The sequence below is a fragment of the Pseudomonas sp. LBUM1659 genome, from assembly GCF_059716045.1.
Window position 1 is genome coordinate 2,307,236 of record NZ_CP166797.1, and the last position, 19,677, is coordinate 2,326,912.

At 55.7% G+C, this 19,677-nt stretch carries 25 protein-coding genes; 17 read left to right on the forward strand and 8 right to left on the reverse strand.

Going from position 1 to position 19,677, the window contains the following annotated elements:
• Positions 1–277 precede the first annotated feature (277 nt).
• Complete coding sequence (locus tag ACA048_RS10385; protein WP_497629028.1) at positions 278–1,024, reverse strand: hypothetical protein; 747 nt, start codon at positions 1,022–1,024, stop codon at positions 278–280.
• Positions 1,025–1,650: 626 nt separating this feature from the next.
• Here ACA048_RS10385 and ACA048_RS10390 point away from each other — a divergent pair.
• Positions 1,651–1,845 carry a hypothetical protein gene (locus tag ACA048_RS10390; RefSeq protein ID WP_497629029.1) on the forward strand — a complete coding sequence of 65 codons (195 nt, stop codon included), beginning with the start codon at positions 1,651–1,653 and terminating at the stop codon, positions 1,843–1,845.
• Between the two features lie 498 nt (positions 1,846–2,343).
• Positions 2,344–2,799 (forward strand): DUF2214 family protein, encoded by a 456-nt coding sequence (locus ACA048_RS10395; RefSeq protein WP_497629030.1) that lies wholly within the window; start codon positions 2,344–2,346, stop codon positions 2,797–2,799.
• A 190-nt stretch (positions 2,800–2,989) separates the two neighbouring features.
• Here ACA048_RS10395 and csrA read toward each other — a convergent pair whose 3' ends face one another.
• Positions 2,990–3,184, reverse strand: coding sequence for a carbon storage regulator CsrA (gene csrA, locus ACA048_RS10400; RefSeq protein ID WP_007938114.1), 195 nt, complete (start codon positions 3,182–3,184; stop codon positions 2,990–2,992).
• A gap of 249 nt (positions 3,185–3,433) precedes the next feature.
• Between csrA and ACA048_RS10405 the strand changes: the two genes are divergently transcribed.
• Positions 3,434–3,811 carry an SPOR domain-containing protein gene (locus ACA048_RS10405; RefSeq protein ID WP_497629031.1) on the forward strand — a complete coding sequence of 126 codons (378 nt, stop codon included), beginning with the start codon at positions 3,434–3,436 and terminating at the stop codon, positions 3,809–3,811.
• Between the two features lie 68 nt (positions 3,812–3,879).
• On the opposite strand, the gene ACA048_RS10410 is transcribed toward ACA048_RS10405, so the two are convergent.
• From ACA048_RS10410 to ACA048_RS10420, 3 genes are all read right to left on the reverse strand, one after another.
• A complete protein-coding gene (locus ACA048_RS10410; RefSeq protein WP_497629032.1) occupies positions 3,880–4,569 on the reverse strand; it encodes an endonuclease in 690 nt (229 codons plus the stop codon).
• Between the two features lie 4 nt (positions 4,570–4,573).
• Positions 4,574–4,864, reverse strand: coding sequence for a DUF1654 domain-containing protein (locus ACA048_RS10415; protein ID WP_497629033.1), 291 nt, complete (start codon positions 4,862–4,864; stop codon positions 4,574–4,576).
• Positions 4,865–5,033: 169 nt separating this feature from the next.
• Complete coding sequence (locus ACA048_RS10420) at positions 5,034–6,122, reverse strand: asparaginase (protein WP_223511522.1); 1,089 nt, start codon at positions 6,120–6,122, stop codon at positions 5,034–5,036.
• 348 nt (positions 6,123–6,470) lie between these two features.
• Here ACA048_RS10420 and ACA048_RS10425 point away from each other — a divergent pair, with 348 nt between their 5' ends.
• The 8 genes from ACA048_RS10425 (at position 6,471) to ACA048_RS10460 (ending at position 14,119) form a co-directional block, all read left to right on the forward strand.
• A complete protein-coding gene (locus ACA048_RS10425) occupies positions 6,471–6,917 on the forward strand; it encodes a hypothetical protein (protein ID WP_497629034.1) in 447 nt (148 codons plus the stop codon).
• A gap of 191 nt (positions 6,918–7,108) precedes the next feature.
• Positions 7,109–8,065, forward strand: a complete 957-nt coding sequence (locus ACA048_RS10430) for a sugar ABC transporter substrate-binding protein (protein ID WP_497629035.1) — start codon at positions 7,109–7,111, stop codon at positions 8,063–8,065.
• A 55-nt stretch (positions 8,066–8,120) separates the two neighbouring features.
• On the forward strand, positions 8,121–9,674 hold the full coding sequence (locus ACA048_RS10435; protein ID WP_497629036.1) for a sugar ABC transporter ATP-binding protein: 1,554 nt from the start codon (positions 8,121–8,123) through the stop codon (positions 9,672–9,674).
• Entirely contained in the window at positions 9,671–10,648 is a 978-nt protein-coding gene (locus ACA048_RS10440) for an ABC transporter permease (protein WP_497629037.1), read from the forward strand. Before ACA048_RS10435 ends, ACA048_RS10440 begins: the two co-directional genes overlap by 4 nt.
• A gap of 3 nt (positions 10,649–10,651) precedes the next feature.
• Entirely contained in the window at positions 10,652–11,671 is a 1,020-nt protein-coding gene (locus ACA048_RS10445; protein WP_497629038.1) for a LacI family DNA-binding transcriptional regulator, read from the forward strand.
• A gap of 57 nt (positions 11,672–11,728) precedes the next feature.
• Positions 11,729–12,646 (forward strand): ribokinase, encoded by a 918-nt coding sequence (rbsK, locus tag ACA048_RS10450; RefSeq protein ID WP_497629039.1) that lies wholly within the window; start codon positions 11,729–11,731, stop codon positions 12,644–12,646.
• A complete protein-coding gene (rbsD, locus tag ACA048_RS10455) occupies positions 12,643–13,047 on the forward strand; it encodes a D-ribose pyranase (protein WP_497629040.1) in 405 nt (134 codons plus the stop codon). Before rbsK ends, rbsD begins: the two co-directional genes overlap by 4 nt.
• 43 nt (positions 13,048–13,090) lie before the next feature.
• Positions 13,091–14,119, forward strand: a complete 1,029-nt coding sequence (locus ACA048_RS10460; protein ID WP_497629041.1) for a nucleoside hydrolase — start codon at positions 13,091–13,093, stop codon at positions 14,117–14,119.
• Between the two features lie 32 nt (positions 14,120–14,151).
• Here the strand turns inward: ACA048_RS10460 and ACA048_RS10465 are convergent, their stop codons facing one another.
• Positions 14,152–14,364, reverse strand: a complete 213-nt coding sequence (locus tag ACA048_RS10465) for a hypothetical protein (protein WP_497629042.1) — start codon at positions 14,362–14,364, stop codon at positions 14,152–14,154.
• A gap of 132 nt (positions 14,365–14,496) precedes the next feature.
• Here ACA048_RS10465 and ACA048_RS10470 point away from each other — a divergent pair, with 132 nt between their 5' ends.
• Positions 14,497–14,802, forward strand: a complete 306-nt coding sequence (locus ACA048_RS10470; RefSeq protein ID WP_497629043.1) for a hypothetical protein — start codon at positions 14,497–14,499, stop codon at positions 14,800–14,802.
• 161 nt (positions 14,803–14,963) lie between these two features.
• Positions 14,964–15,284 (forward strand): I78 family peptidase inhibitor, encoded by a 321-nt coding sequence (locus ACA048_RS10475; protein WP_497629044.1) that lies wholly within the window; start codon positions 14,964–14,966, stop codon positions 15,282–15,284.
• A 72-nt stretch (positions 15,285–15,356) separates the two neighbouring features.
• Here ACA048_RS10475 and ACA048_RS10480 read toward each other — a convergent pair whose 3' ends face one another.
• The gene (locus ACA048_RS10480) at positions 15,357–15,569 is read right to left on the reverse strand and encodes a cold-shock protein (protein ID WP_003179963.1); all 213 of its coding nucleotides are present in this window, start codon (positions 15,567–15,569) and stop codon (positions 15,357–15,359) included.
• 292 nt (positions 15,570–15,861) lie between these two features.
• Positions 15,862–16,164, reverse strand: a complete 303-nt coding sequence (locus ACA048_RS10485) for a hypothetical protein (protein ID WP_497629045.1) — start codon at positions 16,162–16,164, stop codon at positions 15,862–15,864.
• Positions 16,165–16,539: 375 nt separating this feature from the next.
• Here ACA048_RS10485 and thrS point away from each other — a divergent pair, with 375 nt between their 5' ends.
• From thrS to rplT, 4 genes are read left to right on the forward strand one after another with little or no spacing between them, the layout of a single operon-like run.
• Positions 16,540–18,462 carry a threonine--tRNA ligase gene (thrS, locus tag ACA048_RS10490; protein WP_497629046.1) on the forward strand — a complete coding sequence of 641 codons (1,923 nt, stop codon included), beginning with the start codon at positions 16,540–16,542 and terminating at the stop codon, positions 18,460–18,462.
• Positions 18,462–19,013: a translation initiation factor IF-3 gene (gene infC / locus ACA048_RS10495; protein ID WP_172668659.1), complete on the forward strand. Its 552-nt coding sequence runs from the start codon at positions 18,462–18,464 to the stop codon at positions 19,011–19,013. Before thrS ends, infC begins: the two co-directional genes overlap by 1 nt.
• 60 nt (positions 19,014–19,073) lie before the next feature.
• On the forward strand, positions 19,074–19,268 hold the full coding sequence (gene rpmI, locus ACA048_RS10500; protein ID WP_008145659.1) for a 50S ribosomal protein L35: 195 nt from the start codon (positions 19,074–19,076) through the stop codon (positions 19,266–19,268).
• Positions 19,269–19,295: 27 nt separating this feature from the next.
• Positions 19,296–19,652, forward strand: a complete 357-nt coding sequence (rplT, locus tag ACA048_RS10505) for a 50S ribosomal protein L20 (protein WP_007905879.1) — start codon at positions 19,296–19,298, stop codon at positions 19,650–19,652.
• The last annotated feature ends 25 nt before the right edge of the window (positions 19,653–19,677 follow it).

The window sequence follows — 19,677 nt, forward strand, 5'->3', positions numbered from 1 at the left end:
GGTGCGAGTGTAGGGTCGGGATGCGTCCTTGCTGGTGAGTGATTTAAGCCAGCTAGGCAAACTGCTGTCTGTAGGGGAGTGCCCTACATGACGGGTTTTTTCCCTTAGATGAGGCTAGGGCCTCGCGCTAATGGTGGTCGTGAAAAGTGATTCACTCAGACGGCAGGAGCACCGAGAGCGTATTAGTCGAAAAAATGATTTGGATGGAGTGGTGTTCGGTCGGCAGGACGCCGGACGAGGGAGCTTGAGCTGCCTGTTTTCAGTTGATTTCCAAGCGTTAAAAGGCGATACCCAATTTTACGCCATACTCATCCCTGGTTTGTTTGTCGAGGTCGGTCACTGCAAATTGCCCATCCAGGTCATAATTGAACCGGTTGAAGTATAGTGACGCTACAACCGGAATCGATTCGTGCGGATTGAACAGGAAACTCAGCTCAACAAAAGGGTTGGTGCTGTTTTCTAAATCCAGACTCTCGCTATAGAACCCATGGAGTTTTAGTTGCGCATCACCATTTATTCCCTTTCGAATTCCCGCTTCAATACGCACAATTGTAGTGCTGAACTGATGATTGTAGCCTGCAGCTGCTTTAGCGAAAGAAGTTTGGTTGGTGATATCAGTGTCGTACTTGTTAGAGTCCGGGTGAAATCGATTCCATTTGTATCCGCCGCCCAGCAAAATATCTATAAAATTGCGTGAATTCAAAGCAATCCTCCAGCCAAGATCCAAGTCAGCTTGGCCATCCTTTACTTTTTGATCCTGTTTTTCAGAGTACTGCCCACTGATTTCTGCATGACAAACAAGGCCGGCCTGGGCCGTCATTTTGTTACCGTAGTTGAGAAATAGTCCTCCTTCCGGCATGTGCTCGGTGTTGGAGCTTCTGTGTCCGGAGAATTCGAGTACGCTGTAGCTTCCTACTAAGCCAAATGCAAAAATCGGATCTGTAAGGGGGGCAGCGCTAGAAGTTGTTGGTGCGATTCCCGCAAGAAGGGTGGTGACCACAGCAGTAAGATTCCTTCTATTCATAAAAACTCTCCATCAGAACACTATTGGTCCGAAGTGGACCGATACATACAACGATAGCCGTTTTCTAGTGTTGGACCAGTTATTGGGAGGGGGTGGTGTATTTTTCGCTTCGGGACTTCTATTTTCACCTCCATCTCTTTATGTCTGGCGAACCTGGTGGCGAGATTTCCAGCGATGCTTTAGTGGTTCACTACTGCCTAAGGTGGATTGTGTTTGGTCGGCAGAACGTCGGAGGTGGGATTTTTTGCGGGAAATTCTTTCCCAAAATGCAACCGTTTCGACCAATGTTTATTGGTTTCTAAATGGTCGCAAAAGGCGATGGCTCTTGTGGCTGCTTTGCTGAATCTCACCAGTGAATCATTGAACAGACTCACGGTCATATCGGCGACCTTTGATTTGCATAACCGCAGATATGATCGTCGCGACTGATCAGGGGTATGAACGCAATCACGATCGTGATCGTGACGATAGGGACGACTAACCCGCTTTGATCTCCCTGATGTGTTTTCCTTTGGCCAATCCCGCTACACCCTGCCACTCTTACTTTTCAAAATGGCTTCAGTAGCACGGGTAGTTCACGATTCGGGCGTAAGATAGCGGTGTTACCTCACCAAAAGGAGCCGCATATGATCGCCGATCAAATGAACAAGCAGGCATCTGAAAGCAGGGTTGTTTGGGATCAATATTTCTGCGCTGCGTTGATTGCGGAAAGCAATCTGACGGCACCGGTAGTAGGAGGGGCTACTCACGAAGACAGGCAGAACCTGTTGATTGAAAGAGCCAAGACCCTCGCCGACAAGATGATGGAAAACAGAAAATAACCGGAGCCCAGCCGTCGCGCTGGGCTCGTCACATCTGGCGACCTCAATGACGGGCAATGTGGGTGTTCTGAATCAGGCAATCTGGTCTGCTGATTTGGCGTGCGATGGCTTGGCGCAGCTATAGATTTCCAAAGATCCATAAAAATAGTGTGGATATTTAAAGAGTTGCGATTTTTATTAACCAAATAGTGAGTGAAAATATATTGTTACAAGTGATCTGTTGGGATATTATCGCCCCGCGTTCACCACCACGGTTTATGCATTTTTAAGTCCCAAGCTTCCATCAGCTGCTTGGGATTTTTTTTGCCTGAAATTTGTCCAGGGCCCTTCGAGCTCCAGTGCCGTCCATCGCCGGTAGTCATACAAGCGCGAGCGCTTGTTGCCGATCCATTTACTCGATTCCCTTCAAGGCGCCACCCACTCAAATCGGGTAGATCCCGCGTTTTTGGGCTATTACTGACTGGCCAAACTTAAACTCGGTCTGATGGGAGTCTATCGATGCTGGTTCATTGGTCTCTTGCGGCAATTCACTTGCTGGCTTTTGCGTTGGGCTTCGGGGCGGTTTTGACCCGAGGCACGGCATTCAGCCGACTGGCGGCCGGGACGGGGGAGGCTCGTCGCGTGCTGATGGCCGATAATCTGTGGGGGATCAGCGCAGCCACCCTCCTGGTCACCGGTGGGTTGCGGGCCTTTGGTGGGTACGAAAAAGGTACCGATTACTACCTTCACCAGCCACTGTTCCATCTCAAGATGACGCTCTTCATACTGATTCTGCTGCTTGAGGTCGCTCCAATGGTGGCGCTGATCAAGTGGCGAATTGCGCTTGGCCGTGGCTCGGCAATTGATGCCAGGCACGCAAAATTGTTTGCCCGCTTCAGTCATGTCGAGGCATTGCTGGTGTTGCTGATGGCCATAGCAGCGACCGGAATGGCACGTGGGGTGACCTTTGGTTAGCCGGTTGCGGTATGTCCTTCCTCGGGGAAAATCAGAAATGTCTGACAGCCATGGCCTGGGGCATACCGGTACTATCGGCTGTGTGTTTTGGCGAGAGAGGGTAATGAGTAAACGGCGGGCAATACGGCGCTCGAATCTTTAGCCAGCCGATGTTCTGGGCGAACGGGCTGGCTACTGACTGCAACGGGATTCAGGGAGTTTGCGGCTTGTCCGGCGCGGTGAGGCCTGCCTGAATGCGCTGATAGATTTCTTCACGATGCACTGCAACGTCTTTCGGGGCGTTGATGCCAATCCTGACTTGCTGGCCGCTCACGCCCAGGATAGTGATCGTAATATCGTCACCGATGTTTATGCTTTCACCGACTTTGCGGGTGAGTATCAGCATGGTCTTCTCCTTGATTGCTTTGTAGGGCACCTGATTTGAACAGTGCAGAGGTCGGTGGTACGTATAGTTAGTGCGAAGTCTCACGGTTTGGGTGCCTCTTTCTGACGCGCAGATGCTGCATTAATTCCCAAGGCGTAACTATACAGAGGCCGCCACCATCATTCTCGTTGTTTTGTGCCCATTTTGCGGCACTCGGGAAGTATTCATGAATGTTAAAATCGCCGCTTTCAGCATTCAGAGGGAACCGTTGTGCGCAAAATGGTCTTGGTAATCGTTCTATTGGCGCTGGCAGGGTGCGGTGAGGGCAAGGGGGTTGACGCTCAAAAGTCTAAACTTGCAGGCGTTTCCGCACCTGCGTCCGAACCGGCTGCGGCTAGCGGGCCGCAATGGGATCTCGAAGTGCGAGGCGAAACAACACAGGCTGTCAGCGATCTGAGTGGCTGGTTGATCGAGCATAGCTTCGTTTCCAATGTCGTCATGGAAAATGGCAAGGCGCGCATTCTGATGGGGCCATTCAGTTCGAAAGCCGAGACCGAGGCCAAGCAGGCAGAGGTGGCCGCGGCGCTTGCACGGGCCAAGAAGCAGAATGTCGAATTGCTAGTGCTTGAGCGTCCTGCGGCCCAGTAACGCAGGCGGCTAGAAACGCAAAAGGCCTCGGGTACTACACCGAGGCCTTTTTGCTTTTCAGCGGGCGATCAGCCGCAGGCTTTCATATTCACCGGCCCGACAAAATCGTTACCGCGGCCCATGACGCACGCCACGCTTTGGTTGCGCTGACGCTCCCAGGCTTCAACCGGATAGGTTTTGTTCCAGGCCTCGTACAGTTGGCGATCCTGTTTCGACAAGCTCAAACCGTACTGCTTGCTCATGTAAAAATAAGTCCGGGCGATCATGCCGCGAATGGAGGGGCGGGGCATGACCTTCTTCGTCTTGAAATCGACCTGAGTCAGGCACGAGCCATATTGACCGGTCTGCACCGGCAACCAACCAAAACTGAAGTTACTGCGATCGCCATTCACCTCTCCAATGCTCGGTACCAGATTGTGCAAATCGGCCTCGGCCTTCTGGTAAACCGGATCGTAACGGGTGCAATTCTTGCGCCCACCTTTCTGCCAGCACTGGCGCTGATGGCCGATCTGCCACGCCGGGACAATATGCTCCCACTCGATGCGCGCCGCGCGTTTGGCGTTTTTGCGCGGCACATAACCACAGGCCGCCAGGTTCACCTTGTTGCCGGTGTATTTGCAGCCGCAATAGAACTCGGTGGATTGCGGTGCGTACAGCGTCCAGGCGACTTTTTTGGCTTCGTCGAAGGTGCGCGGGGCGCCAGCCTGGGCGCCGAGGGTGATAAGCAGAAACAGCAAAGCAAACCAGCGGACACTCATTGACTCAATCTTCCTTCGGCACAACCCAGAAAATCTGCACACCGCCATCGTCGCGATAGGCGAGGGTGACGTTGTCGTTCTCGTCGATTTCTTCGAGCAATTGTTCCCACTCGTCCACGGGTTCGTCCGGCAGTCGGAAGATCAGTGCGGCTTTGGCTTTTTGAGCGGTGGGGGAATTGATGATTTTCTGAACGCGCAGACCCATGCGTGCATAGGTGTCAGGGGAGGCGGAGGTGGTGGCCACAGGATTATCCTTATTGAGCTGGACGTGCATACAGTATTTAACTGTAGGCATTTTCGCAACTGCTTAAAATTCACGAAAATCCTCTGACAGCAGTTTTTCCCGTGTGGTGTAGGAAGAGGGGGAAACTTTTATCGGAGTTTTGCGAGGGGCGTGAACCACTCGTCAACGCTGACGAGTGGTTAAGAAAGTGCCCAACCAGAACCGGTCGGGCGAGGGTGAATCAATATTCCCAAAACATCCGTTGCAGCTCTTTGCTGTCGTTGGTCTTGGTCAGTGCAACCATGGCCAGGATGCGGGCTTTTTGCGGGTTCAAGTCGTGCGCGACAACCCAGTCGTATTTGTCGTCAGGCTGTTCGGCATTACGCAGCACGAAACCGCCGGCGTTGACGTGGGACGAGCGAATGATTTGCACGCCGTCCTTGCGCAAGGCTTGCAAGGAGGGAACGACGCGCGAGGAAACCGAACCATTGCCGGTGCCAGCGTGGATGATCGCCTTGGCGCCGGACTGGGCCAGCGCCTTGTACGCCGTGTCGCTGACGTTGCCATAGGAATAGGCAATTTCTACGTCAGGCAGGCTCTTGATGGTTTTGATGTCGAATTCCGAGTCCATAGTGTGGCGCTTGGCCGGCAGGCGGAACCAGTAGGATTTACCTTCGACCACCATACCCAGTGGACCCCAGGCACTTTTAAACGCCTCAGTCTTGATGTTGATCATCTTGCTGACGTCGCGACCGGACTGTATCTCATCGTTCATGGTCACCAGGACGCCTTTGCCGCGCGCTTCTTTGCTGCTGGCGACGGCGACGGCGTTATACAGGTTCAGCATGCCGTCCGCCGACATCGCGGTGCCTGGGCGCATGGAGCCGACGACGATGATCGGTTTGTCTGTCTTTTCCACCAGGTTCAGGAAGTAGGCAGTTTCTTCCAGGGTGTCGGTGCCGTGGGTGATAACGATGCCATCGACGTCTTTGCTGTCGGCCAGTTCGGCGACGCGACGGCCCAGTTGCAGCAGGTTGTCATTGGTGATGCTTTCCGAGGCGATCTGCATGACCTGTTCGCCACGAACGTTGGCCAGTTGGCTGAGTTCCGGAACGCCGGCAATCAATTGCTCGATACCCACTTTTGCCGCTTGATACGTCGCGCTGTTGGCGGCGCTCGCGCCTGCGCCGGCGATGGTGCCGCCAGTAGCCAGAATGACCACGTTCGCCAGTTTCTGTTGGGTTTCGACTTCTTTAGCCTGAAGGGCAGTAGGCAGCAGTAGCAGGAGGGCCAAAGCGCCCGGAATAAAAGTGTTGAAAGCAGATTTCATTATTTTCTCTCTAGTAGTCAGACGGTGCTGATGCAAGTTCATCTAGATACGCCCCCGGCAGCTCTGAACGCCGTGGGTGTAGGTGAAGAGCAGGATCTGTACCAGTCATGCGCTGAATGAGAAAAACTTTTAACTATATGATTTATAAAGGTAATTTCCTAAGACGCTGTCAGCGTTGAACATGGCGGTGTCCGGGTTTCCGAATAAGTTGATCATTTACGTTCGGCTCTCCGAAAACTCCTACGATTTATGTCGAGAAGGTCGCCTTGCGAGATCAAGATTCCGTGCTAAAGAATTCCGGGCATAGGTCGATGCCCTTCAAAGGTTATTTTTCTTACAGGAGTTCCCATGTCCTTCTCTATCGGTTTTCCCAATGCGGGCGCGATCACCATCGGTGGCAAGGCCCCGTCGACGATCAATGCCCTGAGCGAAGCGACGTCAGATACCTCGTATCAGGTTCTGGGGAAGGAAGAGGGCAGCGACAACCAGGTTCGAACCGGTGGCGGCGCTCAGGAGGAAACCAAATCCGAGAGCGGCAACAACCAAAGTATTGCGGTGCAAACGCTGCTCAAGCGCATGCAGGAACTGCAACAGCAACTGCGCGAACAGCAGCAACAACTGGCGGCTGCTCAGGCGACGTCTTATCCGACCCCGGAAGCCAAGGCTACAGCGGTGATGTCTATTCAGGGGCAAATCGCCGACACCAGCGGCGCGCTGTCACAAGTGACGGGCAATCTGGTGAAAGAACTGGCGAAGGACTCCAGCACAGGAGGCCTGGTCAGCACTACGGCTTGAGGAACAGGGCTGGCTTTTTACCTTCCGAGGAATAAAACAGGTCGTTGACAAATCACAGCAGGGTTCGCATAGTTCGGTCTACGCAAACGTTTGCGCGGCCCTGTTGGTAGCTCGACCCGCCGACGATCGGAGTCCAGGCGTTACTCCAGCGCAAGCGTTGCTCACAATAATCATAAGATCGGAGTGAACCCATGAAGCTGCCATTCGCTGGACGTCTTCTTGCTGTCGCTATGCTGGCTGTTGCATCCACCGCGCTGCCCGTCTCATCGGCATTCGCCGAATCTCCTGAAAAACCCAAAGTCGCGCTGGTCATGAAATCCCTGGCCAATGAGTTCTTCCTGACTATGGAAGACGGCGCCAAGGCTTATCAAAAAGACCACTCCGGCGAATTCGACCTGATCTCCAACGGCATCAAGGACGAAACGGACACTGCTGGCCAGACGCGCATCGTCGAGCAAATGATCCTCGCCAAGGTCAATGCCCTGGTCATCGCGCCGGCGGATTCCAAGGCCATGGTTCCGGTGGTCAAGAAAGCTATCGATGCCGGTATCACCGTGATCAACATCGACAACCAGCTGGATCCGGCCGTCGTCAAAAGCAAGAACATGACGGTGCCGTTCGTAGGCCCGGATAACCGCAAAGGCGCGCGCCTGGTCGGCGAATACCTGGCCAAGCAGCTGAAGGCCGGCGACGAAGTCGGCATCATCGAAGGTGTCTCCACTACTACCAATGCCCAGGCCCGTACCGCAGGCTTCAAGGATGCGATGGAAGCGGCGCAGATCAAGGTCGTTTCGGTGCAGTCCGGTGACTGGGAGATCGACAAAGGCAACAAAGTTGCCGCTTCGATCCTTAGCGAATACCCGGATGTCAAAGCCCTGCTGGCCGGTAACGACAGCATGGCCGTCGGTGCCGTTTCCGCCGTACGTGCAGCGGGTAAGGCCGGCAAGGTGCAAGTCGTCGGGTACGACAACATCAATGCCATCAAGCCAATGCTCAAGGATGGCCGCGTTCTGGCGACTGCTGACCAGTTTGCCGCCAGGCAAGCGGTGTTCGGTATCGAGACTGCGCTGAAAATCATCAAGGGCGAGAAGGTCGACAGCGGCACCAACGGCGTGATCGAAACACCGGTTGAACTGGTCACCCAGTAAGCCTTCTGGCGACACACTGGTGCTCGTCCGTTCGGGCGAGCACATGGAGAGTTTTATGTCCGTTTGCGCCCCGAACGCTGTCCTGACGGTCAGCGGTATCGGCAAGACTTATGCTCAACCCGTCCTGACCGGCATCAATCTTGCGCTGATACCCGGCGAAGTGCTGGCGCTGACCGGCGAGAATGGTGCGGGAAAAAGCACGCTGTCGAAGATCATCGGTGGGTTGGTGACGCCAACCACCGGCCAGATGCAGTTCCAGGGTCAGGATTACCGCCCCGGCAGCCGGACCCAGGCCGAAGCCCTGGGCATCCGCATGGTCATGCAAGAGCTCAATCTGTTGCCGACCCTGTCGGTGGCGGAGAACCTGTTCCTCGACAATTTGCCCAGCCATGGCGGCTGGATCAGTCGCAAGCAATTGCGCAAAGCGGCGATCGAGGCCATGGCTCAGGTTGGCCTCGACACGATCAACCCGGACACCCTGGTCGGCGACCTCGGCATTGGCCACCAGCAAATGGTTGAGATTGCCCGCAATCTGATCGGCGACTGCCATGTGCTGATTCTCGACGAACCGACCGCGATGCTCACTGCACGCGAAGTTGAGATGCTGTTCGAACAGATCACTCGCTTGCGGGCTCGCGGCGTGGCGATCATCTACATTTCCCACCGTCTCGAAGAGTTGGCGCGGGTCGCCCAGCGCATTGCAGTTTTGCGCGATGGCAACCTGGTCTGCATCGAGCCGATGGCCAATTACAACAGCGAGCAACTGGTGACCTTGATGGTCGGTCGTGAGCTCGGTGAACACATGGACATGGGGCCGCGCAAGATCGGCGCTCCAGCGTTGACGGTCAAAGGTCTGACCCGCTCCGACAAAGTTCGCGATGTGTCCTTCGAAGTTCGCGCCGGCGAAATCTACGGGGTCTCTGGATTGATCGGGGCAGGGCGCACCGAGTTGCTGCGTCTGATCTTCGGTGCCGACACCGCAGACAGTGGCACGGTAGCGCTGGGGTCACCGGCTCGGGTGGTGAGTATCCGTTCGCCAGCCGACGCGGTGAGTCACGGTATCGCCCTGATCACAGAAGACCGCAAGGGCGAAGGTTTGCTGCTGACCCAATCGATCAGCGCCAACATTGCCTTGGGCAACATGCCGGTGATTTCCAGTGGCGGTTTCGTCAACAACGGCGACGAGATGGCTTTGGCACAGCGTCAGATCGACGCCATGCGCATTCGCAGTTCGAGCACGACACAGTTGGTCTCCGAGCTCTCGGGTGGCAATCAGCAGAAGGTCGTGATCGGCCGCTGGCTTGAGCGCGATTGCTCGGTGATGTTGTTTGACGAGCCGACCCGTGGCATCGATGTCGGCGCCAAATTCGACATTTATGCGTTGCTCGGCGACCTGACCCGCAAAGGTAAAGCGCTGGTGGTGGTGTCCAGTGACCTGCGCGAGCTGATGCTGATCTGCGACCGGATCGGGGTGCTATCGGCTGGGCGCCTGATAGAAACCTTCGAGCGCGACAGCTGGAACCAGGACGACTTGCTTGCCGCCGCTTTTGCCGGCTACCAAAAACGTGATGCGTTGCTCAACGAAGCAGCGCCTAGGGATCTTCCATGAAAACTGCATCTTCTGCTGGCAAACGTAGTGGCAATTTCTACGGTCTGGGCACCTATCTGGGCCTGGCGGGTGCCTTGCTGGCGATGATTGCGCTGTTCTCGGTATTGAGCAGCCACTTTCTTTCTTACGACACTTTCAGCACCCTGGCCAACCAGATTCCCGATTTGATGGTGCTGGCGGTCGGCATGACCTTCGTGTTGATCATCGGCGGCATCGACCTGTCGGTCGGTTCGGTGTTGGCACTGGCGGCATCAACGGTCAGCGTGGCCATTCTCGGCTGGGGCTGGAACGTGCTGCCGGCAGCGCTGCTCGGCATGGCGGCGGCAGCATTGGCCGGGACCATCACCGGTTCGATCACCGTGGCCTGGCGGATTCCTTCGTTCATCGTGTCCCTGGGTGTGCTGGAAATGGCACGGGGCGTGGCGTATCAAATGACCGGATCGCGTACGGCCTACATCGGTGACGCTTTCGCCTGGCTATCCAATCCGATTGCCTTCGGCATCTCGCCGTCGTTCATTATCGCCTTGCTGATTATCTTTATTGCCCAGTCCGTGCTGACCCGTACGGTGTTCGGTCGTTACCTGATCGGCATCGGCACCAATGAAGAAGCGGTGCGTCTGGCGGGTATCAATCCGAAGCCATACAAGATTCTGGTGTTCAGCCTGATGGGGCTGCTGGCCGGCATTGCCGCGTTGTTTCAGATTTCCAGGCTCGAAGCTGCAGATCCGAATGCCGGCTCCGGGCTGGAGTTGCAGGTGATCGCGGCCGTCGTTATCGGCGGCACCAGTTTGATGGGTGGCCGTGGGTCGGTGATCAGTACATTCTTCGGGGTCCTGATCATTTCCGTGTTGGCGGCCGGTCTGGCACAGATCGGCGCGACCGAGCCCACCAAACGCATCATCACCGGCGCGGTGATCGTTGTGGCGGTGGTGCTTGATACTTATCGCAGTCAGCGCGCAAGCCGGCGGGTCTGAATCATGGCAACAATCAAGGATGTAGCTGCACTGGCTGGAATTTCCTACACCACCGTGTCCCATGTGGTGAACAAGACCCGACCGGTCAGTGAAGAGGTGCGAATAAAAGTCGAAGCGGCGATCAAAACCCTGGACTACGTGCCGAGCGCCGTGGCCCGTTCGTTGAAAGCCAAAACCACCGCGACCATCGGATTGCTGGTGCCTAACAGCCTCAACCCGTACTTCGCCGAGTTGGCGCGAGGCATTGAGGATTACTGCGAGCGCAAGGGTTACTGCGTCATCCTCTGCAACTCCGACGACAATCCGGACAAGCAGCGCAGCTACCTTCGCGTGTTGCTGGAAAAACGTATTGACGGTTTGATCGTAGCATCGGCCGGCGGCGATGCGGGGCTGGCGGAAGGTCTCGCCGGGGTGCGCACGCCGATGGTCATCGTCGACCGCGGGCTGGAGGGCGTGAATGTCGATCTGGTGCGCATCGATCACGAATACGGCGCGTATCTGGCCACTCGACATCTGCTGGAGCTGGGGCATCGGGATATCGCCACCATTGGCGGCCCGGCGGGTACGAGCGTAGCGCAAATGCGTCTGGCCGGTTATTGCCGTGCCTTGCAAGAGGCGGGCGTCGAGATGAATCACGAACGCATGCTGGAAAGCGACTTCACCAGCACAGGCGGATACAACGCGGCCGCGATTTTGCTGGAAAAGAATCCGCCCAGCGCGATCTTCGCCGGCAACGACATGATCGGCATCGGTGTGCTGCGAGCGGCTGCCGAACGCAATGTTCGCGTACCGTCCGAGCTATCGGTGATCGGCTTCGACGATATCCAGATGAGCCGTTATGTCTACCCGGCGCTGACCACGGTGGGGCAATCGATCCTGCAACTCGGAGAGATGGCGGCTGAAGTGCTTTTGCGCAGGATCGCCACCCCGGACATGGCCACCGAGCAGCGAATCGTGACCCCCAGTATTGTCCTGCGAGAGTCGACTGCGCCGCTCGCCGGCGTGTTCGCCCAGTTTCGTTGAAACAGAAAGCCACAAAACCCAAAGCACCGCAGAAACAGAATTGATGAGTAGTGATGTATGCCAGCAAAAGTAGTGGTGATAGGCAGTCTGAACATGGACCTGGTAACCCGGGCTCCAAGGTTGCCGCGTGGTGGTGAAACCCTGATCGGTGAGTCGTTTGCCACGGTTTCCGGTGGTAAGGGGGCCAATCAGGCTGTCGCTGCGGCCCGGTTGGGTGCCGATGTGTCGATGGTCGGTTGTGTGGGCAGCGATGCTTATGGCGCGCAATTGCGCGGGGCGCTGTTGGCCGAACAGATCGATTGTCAGGCAGTCAGCACCGTTGATGACTCCAGCGGCGTGGCGTTGATCGTGGTCGATGACAACAGTCAGAACGCCATCGTCATCGTCGCGGGTGCCAACGGTGCGCTGACGCCGCAAGTCATCGACCGTTTCGATGCCGTATTGCAGGCGGCAGATGTGATCATCTGTCAGCTGGAGGTGCCGTGCGCTACGGTTGACCATGCCCTCAAACGAGGTCGTGAACTGGGCAAGACTGTCATTCTCAACCCGGCACCCGCCAGTCGCCCATTGCCGGCGGACTGGTTTGCCGCCATCGATTACCTGATTCCCAACGAGAGTGAAGCCTCTGCCCTGACGGGGTTGTCGGTGGATTCCCTGGAATCGGCAGAAACAGCCGCGACCCGATTGATCGCCATGGGCGTGGGTAAAGTGATTATCACCTTGGGCGCCCAAGGCTCGCTGTTCGCCGACGACTCCCATCTGGAGCATTTCCCGGCACCGAAGGTCAAGGCCGTCGATACCACCGCCGCCGGGGATACCTTCGTGGGTGGTTTTGCCGCCTCATTAGCGGCCGGCAGTAGCGAAGCTGATGCGATCCGGTTCGGTCAGGTTGCCGCGGCCTTGTCGGTCACCCGGGCTGGCGCGCAACCCTCGATTCCCACCTTGTCTGACGTACAGGCGTTTAAAGCACCATGAAAAAAACACCGCTGCTCAATGTCGCGTTGTCGCGGCTGATTGCCTCGCTGGGTCACGGTGACATGGTCGTCATCGGCGATGCCGGTCTGCCGGTGCCGCCAGGCGTCGAACTGATTGATCTGGCGCTGACTCAGGGAATTCCGGATTTCATCAGTACCTTAAAGGTTGTGCTCAGCGAAATGCAGGTCGAAAGCCATGTGTTGGCCCAAGAGATTCTGGACAAGCAGCCGCCGGCATTGAGCGTTCTGGACGAACTGAACGTCGATGGCGTTCTGGGGGCGCGCGAATGGCTCAGCCATGATCAGTTCAAGGTCCTCAGCCGACAGGCGCGGGCGATTGTTCGTACCGGCGAATGTGCGCCGTACTGCAACATCGTGCTGGTGTCGGGGGTGACGTTCTAGCGCACTGAACACATTCGGTTTCCCCACGCACAAGGAGTGCGATATGTACCGCTATGCTCAGAAACTGCATCACCTGCTTTGGAGTCTGCTGCTTGTGTCCCTGATTACTGCAACGAGCGCCCTGGCGGCGGAAAAGATCGACTTGATCATCGACACCGATCCAGGCGCCGACGATGTGGTCGCCTTGCTGTTCGCGCTGGCTTCGCCGGAAGAGTTGAACGTTCGTGCGCTGACCACCGTGGCCGGCAACGTGCGTTTGGACAAAACGTCGCGTAACGCACGGCTGGCCCGTGAGTGGGCAGGGCGCGAAGACGTGCCGGTTTATGCCGGCGCACCGAAGCCGTTAATGCGTACGCCGATCTATGCGGAGAACATTCATGGCAAGGAAGGTCTGTCGGGCGTCACCGTGCACGAGCCGAAGAAGGAGCTGGCTGAAGGCAATGCGGTCAATTACCTGATCGATACCTTAAAAACCGCCAAACCCCACAGCATCACTATCGCCATGCTCGGTCCACAGACCAATCTGGCCCTGGCGCTGATCCAGGAGCCGGAGATTGTTCAGGGCATCAAGGAAGTGGTGGTCATGGGCGGCGCGCATTTCAACGGTGGCAACATTACGCCGGTGGCGGAGTTCAATCTGTTCGCCGATCCACAGGCCGCTGATGTTGTGTTGAAAAGTGGTGTGAAGCTGACCTATCTACCGCTGGACGTGACCCACAAGATCCTCACCAGCGAATCGCGCCTGAAACAGATCGCCGCGCTGAACAACAATGCCAGCAAGCTGGTGGGCGGTATTCTCAACGAATACGTCAAAGGCGATATGGAGCACTACGGTCTTTCGGGTGGCCCGGTGCATGACGCAACCGTCATTGCCTACCTGCTCAAGCCTGAGCTCTTTACCGGTCGCTCGGTCAACGTGGTCGTTGATAGCCGCGAAGGCCCGACCTTTGGTCAAACCATTGTCGACTGGCATGACGGCCTGAAAGCACCGAAGAATGCTTTCTGGGTTGAGAGTGGCCATGCTCAGGGCTTCTTCGACTTGCTGGTTCAGCGACTGGCTCGTCTGCAGTAAGCCGCCCGCCCGCAGGTGCCAACCAGCGGGCTTTATGCCTGTCGTGCCTCCACTGTGGCCTTTTGGTCCACCAGGTGTTTTTCGAAAATCTGCTTGATGAAGTGCTGGGCGGCCTCGGTTCCAAGGTCCCTGACCAATAGATCGATACTGATAATGGCAAGCTCTTCCGTACTACTTGGGCTGTAAGAACTGTGCCCGTCTTGCCACTTGGCTTTGATGTCGGCGTCGATACTTACAGTGGTCATGATGGCGCTCGTGAAGTCGGGGAGGTCTGGATGTCGAGTTAACCATTTTGCGCGGCGTTTGGCACTCCGACTTAGGCATGGGGGGAGGGCTATGCGACACTTGGCCTTTGACGAATTTTCAAGGACCGCGCTGTGCAGATCGATTTGAACACTCCTGACGGTTTGACCCTTGAGGCAGTACGTCAGCTGTTGGCGTCCGCCAATGACGATGAGCACACCCAACTGCGGGTCACCCAAAGTGGCATCGCTTACATTTCTTCGGGGGTCGTAGGCGGCACTGACATCGGCGGGCTGCGATTTCGGCTAGAGACGTGGGCCAAAGGCTCGGGCTATGTAGGATTGGTCGCAGCCAGTGACGAAGTTTGGGTCATGCAGATTTTCAATGCGCTGAAAGAGAACTGGCCGAACCCACCGTTCGACTACATCGACGTTTATTGACCGCTGTTCATATTCAGTCACGATTGAGTGATGAAGGTCGGGGCGATGCTCAGGCAAACTTGGCACCTGTCCGGATCAAGGTAAGGGTGGCATTCGCCTTGAAACCTATCGCCCAAAGGGCGGCCACACGATCTCAGCTCAATTATTAAAAAGGAGGCTTCATGCCTTGGAAGCTCGCGTCATTGGGTACTTTGTTCGCCGTCACTCTGCTGGCAGGTTGCAGCAGTACGTCATCCGAGTCGGCAAAAGACCCTGTAACGACGACTGACACGGATCATAGCCGCTGCGAAGCAAAGGCTGCCGAATTCACCCTCGGCAAAGCGGCTTCACCCGAACTGCTGGAGCAGGCGCGCACTCGCGCAGGCGCACAGAACGCTCGGTTCCTGTCGCCCAATGACATGGTGACGCTGGAATACCGCTCTGATCGCTTGAACCTGCACACCGATGCCAATCGGGTGGTCACTCGCGTCAACTGCGGCTGATCGCGCCAGGCTTTTGTTTCGCCCATAAAAAACCCCGTCACATGGACGGGGTTTTCTTAGTGCGCCAGAAACTTACTCTGGGCGAACTTGTGCAGCTTGCATACCCTTTTGGCCTTTCTCAGCCACGAAGGAAACGGTCTGGCCTTCTTTCAGGCTTTTGAAACCGTCGCTTTCGATAGCTTTGAAGTGTACGAACAGGTCGTCACCGCCACCTTGAGGAGTGATGAAGCCGAAGCCTTTTTCATCGTTGAACCATTTAACGGTGCCGGTTTGGCGATTAGACATGGTGTATCTCCAAGAAACATATATTTTCAGTAGTGCTGTGCTGCTCAGGCCAACTGGGCACACCGGAGTATCATAGTCGAAATGTTCGCTTTGGGAGCCCCCCGGACGTGCTGTTTGCCTCTCTGTCGAGCGTTCTTTGGTGCTTGAAGTGGCTGGAAGCCCCATTTTTAAAGGCTTTTAGCCGAAAGTAAAGACGATAAAAAAAGCTGTAAAACCTTCAAAAAATGTCTGACAAAGCGACATTCGGACTGTTTTTTTGGTCATTACAGGTGAAAAAATGAATGCGTGAAGCTTATTTTTTCGCGCCGGTATCGACCCTGCAAGTGGCGATTTTCTGCATCGCCTGATTTCCCAGCTCTTGACTTGCTTTGCCGTCCATCAATGCCTGGAGGTCTTTGGCCGGATATGATTTGAGCTGGTCGGCGCCGCAAGCACAGACGGCTTTTGCCTTCGCATCACCGATTTTATGTGCCGCTGCAGGAACGCATTGCGCCATGTATTTCTCGCGCTCACCCTTTGGCCAGTCGGCATGGGCGGCCAATGGCAGCAGCAGAATGATGGGGGCGACTACGGCGAACAAACGGTTCAGACGCATGCTGGGATACTCCTTGTGGGTCAATGACGTGTTATCTGAGGGGCAAAGCGGTGTTCAAGTTCAGCACTCTGGCATAAAAATGCCCGATTTGCCCCCGCACAAAGTCTGCTTGCGTCGACGACCGTTCATCTGTGCTAGCATGCCTCGCTCGAGCGTTTGCAAGCTCCGGATGACCTTCAGTCCCGGCGGCGGCAACCGCGCGAATAATCCTGATTTGAATCCCAGTCACTCTGGTTCGATTTTCCGGTTGGCCCGCAAGGCTCCTGCCGCTGTAAGGCAGGCGTTCGTCATTGAATGGCCTGGATCGGATCTTGTACTGGCTCATCCCAACCCACGTGACCTTTGGTAGGGGTCACCACTAGGAGAGGAGGCGCCATGCCAACTATTACTCTTCCCGACGGCAGTCAACGTTCATTCGATCACCCGGTTTCCGTAGCCGAGGTCGCCGCATCCATTGGTGCAGGTCTTGCCAAAGCCACCGTGGCCGGCAAGGTCAATGGCAAACTGGTAGACGCCAGCGACACCATCGACAGCGATTCCACGCTGCAAATCATTACGCCAAAGGATGAAGAAGGGCTGGAGATCATTCGCCACTCTTGCGCCCACCTGGTTGGCCACGCGGTCAAACAGTTGTACCCGACCGCCAAAATGGTGATCGGGCCGGTCATTGATGAGGGCTTCTATTACGACATCGCCTTCGAACGTCCTTTCACTCCGGACGACCTGGCCGCCATCGAACAACGCATGCAGCAGCTGATCGAGAAAGATTACGACGTGATCAAGAAAGTCACTCCGCGCGCCGAAGTGATCGAAGTGTTCAGGGCCCGCGGTGAAGACTACAAGCTGCGCCTGGTCGAGGACATGCCGAACGAACAGGCCATGGGCCTGTACTATCACGAAGAATACGTCGACATGTGCCGCGGCCCGCACGTGCCGAACACGCGTTTCCTGAAATCCTTCAAACTGACCAAGTTGTCCGGCGCCTACTGGCGTGGCGACGCCAAAAACGAGCAATTGCAGCGCGTTTACGGCACCGCTTGGGCAGACAAGAAACAGCTGGCGGCTTACATCCAGCGTATCGAAGAAGCTGAAAAGCGCGATCATCGCAAGATCGGCAAGCGCCTGGGCCTGTTCCATACTCAGGAAGAGTCGCCGGGCATGGTGTTCTGGCACCCGAATGGCTGGACTCTGTACCAGGTGCTCGAGCAGTACATGCGCAAGGTTCAGCGCGACAACGGCTACCTCGAGATCAAGACCCCTCAAGTTGTTGACCGCAGCCTGTGGGAGAAATCCGGGCACTGGGCCAACTACGCCGACAACATGTTCACCACTCAGTCGGAAAACCGGGACTACGCCATCAAGCCAATGAACTGTCCTTGCCACGTGCAAGTGTTCAATCAGGGACTGAAAAGCTACCGCGAGTTGCCGATGCGTCTGGCCGAATTCGGTGCTTGCCACCGTAACGAGCCATCGGGTGCGCTGCACGGCATCATGCGTGTGCGTGCGTTCACTCAGGATGACGCCCACATTTTCTGCACTGAAGAGCAGATGCAGGCCGAATCGGCTGCATTTATCAAGCTGACCATGGACGTTTATGCTGATTTCGGCTTCAAAGACGTCGAGATGAAGCTGTCCACTCGTCCGGAAAAACGCGTTGGTTCCGACGAGCTGTGGGATCGCGCCGAAGCGGCATTGGCTGCAGCCCTTGATAGCGCTGGCCTGCCGTATGATCTGCAGCCGGGCGAAGGTGCTTTCTACGGTCCGAAGATCGAGTTCTCGCTGAAAGATTGCCTTGGCCGTGTCTGGCAGTGTGGTACCCTTCAGCTCGATTTTAACCTGCCTGTCCGTCTGGGAGCCGAATACGTCTCCGAAGACAACAGTCGCAAGCACCCGGTAATGTTGCACCGGGCGATCCTGGGCTCCTTCGAACGTTTCGTCGGAATCCTGATCGAGCACTACGAGGGTGCATTCCCTGCGTGGCTGGCTCCGACCCAGGCAGTGATCATGAATATCACTGATAAACAGGCTGATTTTGCCGCCGAGGTTGAAAAAACTCTCAACGAAAGCGGATTTCGTGCCAAGTCTGACTTGAGAAATGAAAAGATCGGCTTTAAAATCCGCGAGCATACTTTGCTCAAGGTTCCCTATCTCTTGGTTATTGGAGATCGGGAAGTCGAGATGCAGACTGTCGCTGTGCGTACTCGTGAAGGTGCTGACCTGGGCTCGATGCCCGTCGCCCAGTTCGCTGAGTTTCTCGCGCAAGCGGTTTCCCGGCGTGGTCGCCCAGATTCGGAGTAATTATTATTAAGCGTGAAATGAGACAAGATAAACGAGCTGCACCGAAAGCCCCGATCAACGAGAATATCTCGGCACGCGAGGTTCGGTTAATTGGGGCTGAGGGTGAGCAGCTTGGGATTGTGTCAATTGAAGACGCGCTTCTTAAGGCTGAAGAGGCCAAGCTGGATTTGGTGGAAATTTCCGCCGATGCAGTACCCCCTGTTTGCAAGCTGATGGACTACGGCAAGTCAATCTTCGAAAAGAAGAAGCAAGTTGCTGCGGCCAAGAAAAACCAGAAGCAGATTCAGGTTAAAGAAATCAAGTTTCGTCCAGGGACGGAGGAAGGGGATTACCAGGTAAAACTGCGCAACCTGGTACGTTTCCTGAGTGATGGGGACAGGGCCAAGGTATCCTTGCGATTCCGCGGCCGTGAGATGGCCCACCAGGAGCTGGGGATGGAACTCCTCAAGCGAGTTGAAGGTGACTTGCTCGAGTACGGTTCGGTCGAACAGCATCCTAAGATGGAAGGACGCCAGCTGATCATGGTCATCGCCCCGAAAAAGAAGAAGTAATCAACAGGGCACGGCAGGCCTTCTGATTATGTTTATCAACTGAATGCGGAGTATCCGAACATGCCAAAAATGAAAACTAAAAGTGGTGCTGCTAAGCGGTTTCTGAAAACTGCTAACGGTATCAAGCACAAGCACGCTTTCAAGAGCCACATCCTGACTAAAATGTCGACCAAGCGTAAGCGTCAACTGCGCGGTAGCAGCTTGCTGGCACCGTGTGACGTGGCAAAAGTCGAGCGCATGCTGCGCCTTCGTTAATTTAGTCAAGAATAGAGGAAGTAACTCATGGCTCGTGTAAAGCGTGGCGTCATTGCCCGTAAACGTCACAAAAAAATTCTGAAACTTGCTAAAGGCTACTACGGCGCTCGCTCGCGCGTATTCCGTGTTGCCAAGCAAGCGGTAATCAAGGCAGGCCAATACGCCTACCGTGACCGTCGTCAGAAAAAACGTCAGTTCCGCGCTCTGTGGATCGCTCGTATCAACGCTGGTGCACGTATCAACGGTCTGTCCTACAGCCGTTTCATCGCCGGCCTGAAAAAAGCGTCCATCGAGATCGACCGTAAGGTTCTGGCTGATCTGGCAGTGAACGAAAAAGCGGCGTTTGCTGCGATTGTCGAGAAAGCTAAAGCCACCTTGGCTTAAGTACCCCCGACAGTCACCCGGCCTC

Coding starts and splice junctions, on each gene's coding strand:
- ACA048_RS10385 (WP_497629028.1), bottom strand. CDS start 1,024: ATGAATAGAAGGAATCTTACTGCTGTGGTCACCACCCTTCTTGCGGGA.
- csrA (WP_007938114.1), bottom strand. CDS start 3,184: ATGCTGATACTCACCCGCAAAGTCGGTGAAAGCATAAACATCGGTGAC.
- ACA048_RS10435 (WP_497629036.1), top strand. CDS start 8,121: ATGTCCGTTTGCGCCCCGAACGCTGTCCTGACGGTCAGCGGTATCGGC.
- ACA048_RS10465 (WP_497629042.1), bottom strand. CDS start 14,364: ATGACCACTGTAAGTATCGACGCCGACATCAAAGCCAAGTGGCAAGAC.
- rpmI (WP_008145659.1), top strand. CDS start 19,074: ATGCCAAAAATGAAAACTAAAAGTGGTGCTGCTAAGCGGTTTCTGAAA.
- ACA048_RS10410 (WP_497629032.1), bottom strand. CDS start 4,569: ATGAGTGTCCGCTGGTTTGCTTTGCTGTTTCTGCTTATCACCCTCGGC.
- ACA048_RS10480 (WP_003179963.1), bottom strand. CDS start 15,569: ATGTCTAATCGCCAAACCGGCACCGTTAAATGGTTCAACGATGAAAAA.
- thrS (WP_497629046.1), top strand. CDS start 16,540: ATGCCAACTATTACTCTTCCCGACGGCAGTCAACGTTCATTCGATCAC.
- ACA048_RS10475 (WP_497629044.1), top strand. CDS start 14,964: ATGCCTTGGAAGCTCGCGTCATTGGGTACTTTGTTCGCCGTCACTCTG.
- rplT (WP_007905879.1), top strand. CDS start 19,296: ATGGCTCGTGTAAAGCGTGGCGTCATTGCCCGTAAACGTCACAAAAAA.
- rbsK (WP_497629039.1), top strand. CDS start 11,729: ATGCCAGCAAAAGTAGTGGTGATAGGCAGTCTGAACATGGACCTGGTA.
- rbsD (WP_497629040.1), top strand. CDS start 12,643: ATGAAAAAAACACCGCTGCTCAATGTCGCGTTGTCGCGGCTGATTGCC.
- ACA048_RS10425 (WP_497629034.1), top strand. CDS start 6,471: ATGTCCTTCTCTATCGGTTTTCCCAATGCGGGCGCGATCACCATCGGT.
- ACA048_RS10395 (WP_497629030.1), top strand. CDS start 2,344: ATGCTGGTTCATTGGTCTCTTGCGGCAATTCACTTGCTGGCTTTTGCG.
- ACA048_RS10430 (WP_497629035.1), top strand. CDS start 7,109: ATGAAGCTGCCATTCGCTGGACGTCTTCTTGCTGTCGCTATGCTGGCT.
- ACA048_RS10390 (WP_497629029.1), top strand. CDS start 1,651: ATGATCGCCGATCAAATGAACAAGCAGGCATCTGAAAGCAGGGTTGTT.
- ACA048_RS10420 (WP_223511522.1), bottom strand. CDS start 6,122: ATGAAATCTGCTTTCAACACTTTTATTCCGGGCGCTTTGGCCCTCCTG.
- ACA048_RS10440 (WP_497629037.1), top strand. CDS start 9,671: ATGAAAACTGCATCTTCTGCTGGCAAACGTAGTGGCAATTTCTACGGT.
- ACA048_RS10415 (WP_497629033.1), bottom strand. CDS start 4,864: ATGCCTACAGTTAAATACTGTATGCACGTCCAGCTCAATAAGGATAAT.
- ACA048_RS10485 (WP_497629045.1), bottom strand. CDS start 16,164: ATGCGTCTGAACCGTTTGTTCGCCGTAGTCGCCCCCATCATTCTGCTG.
- ACA048_RS10460 (WP_497629041.1), top strand. CDS start 13,091: ATGTACCGCTATGCTCAGAAACTGCATCACCTGCTTTGGAGTCTGCTG.
- ACA048_RS10445 (WP_497629038.1), top strand. CDS start 10,652: ATGGCAACAATCAAGGATGTAGCTGCACTGGCTGGAATTTCCTACACC.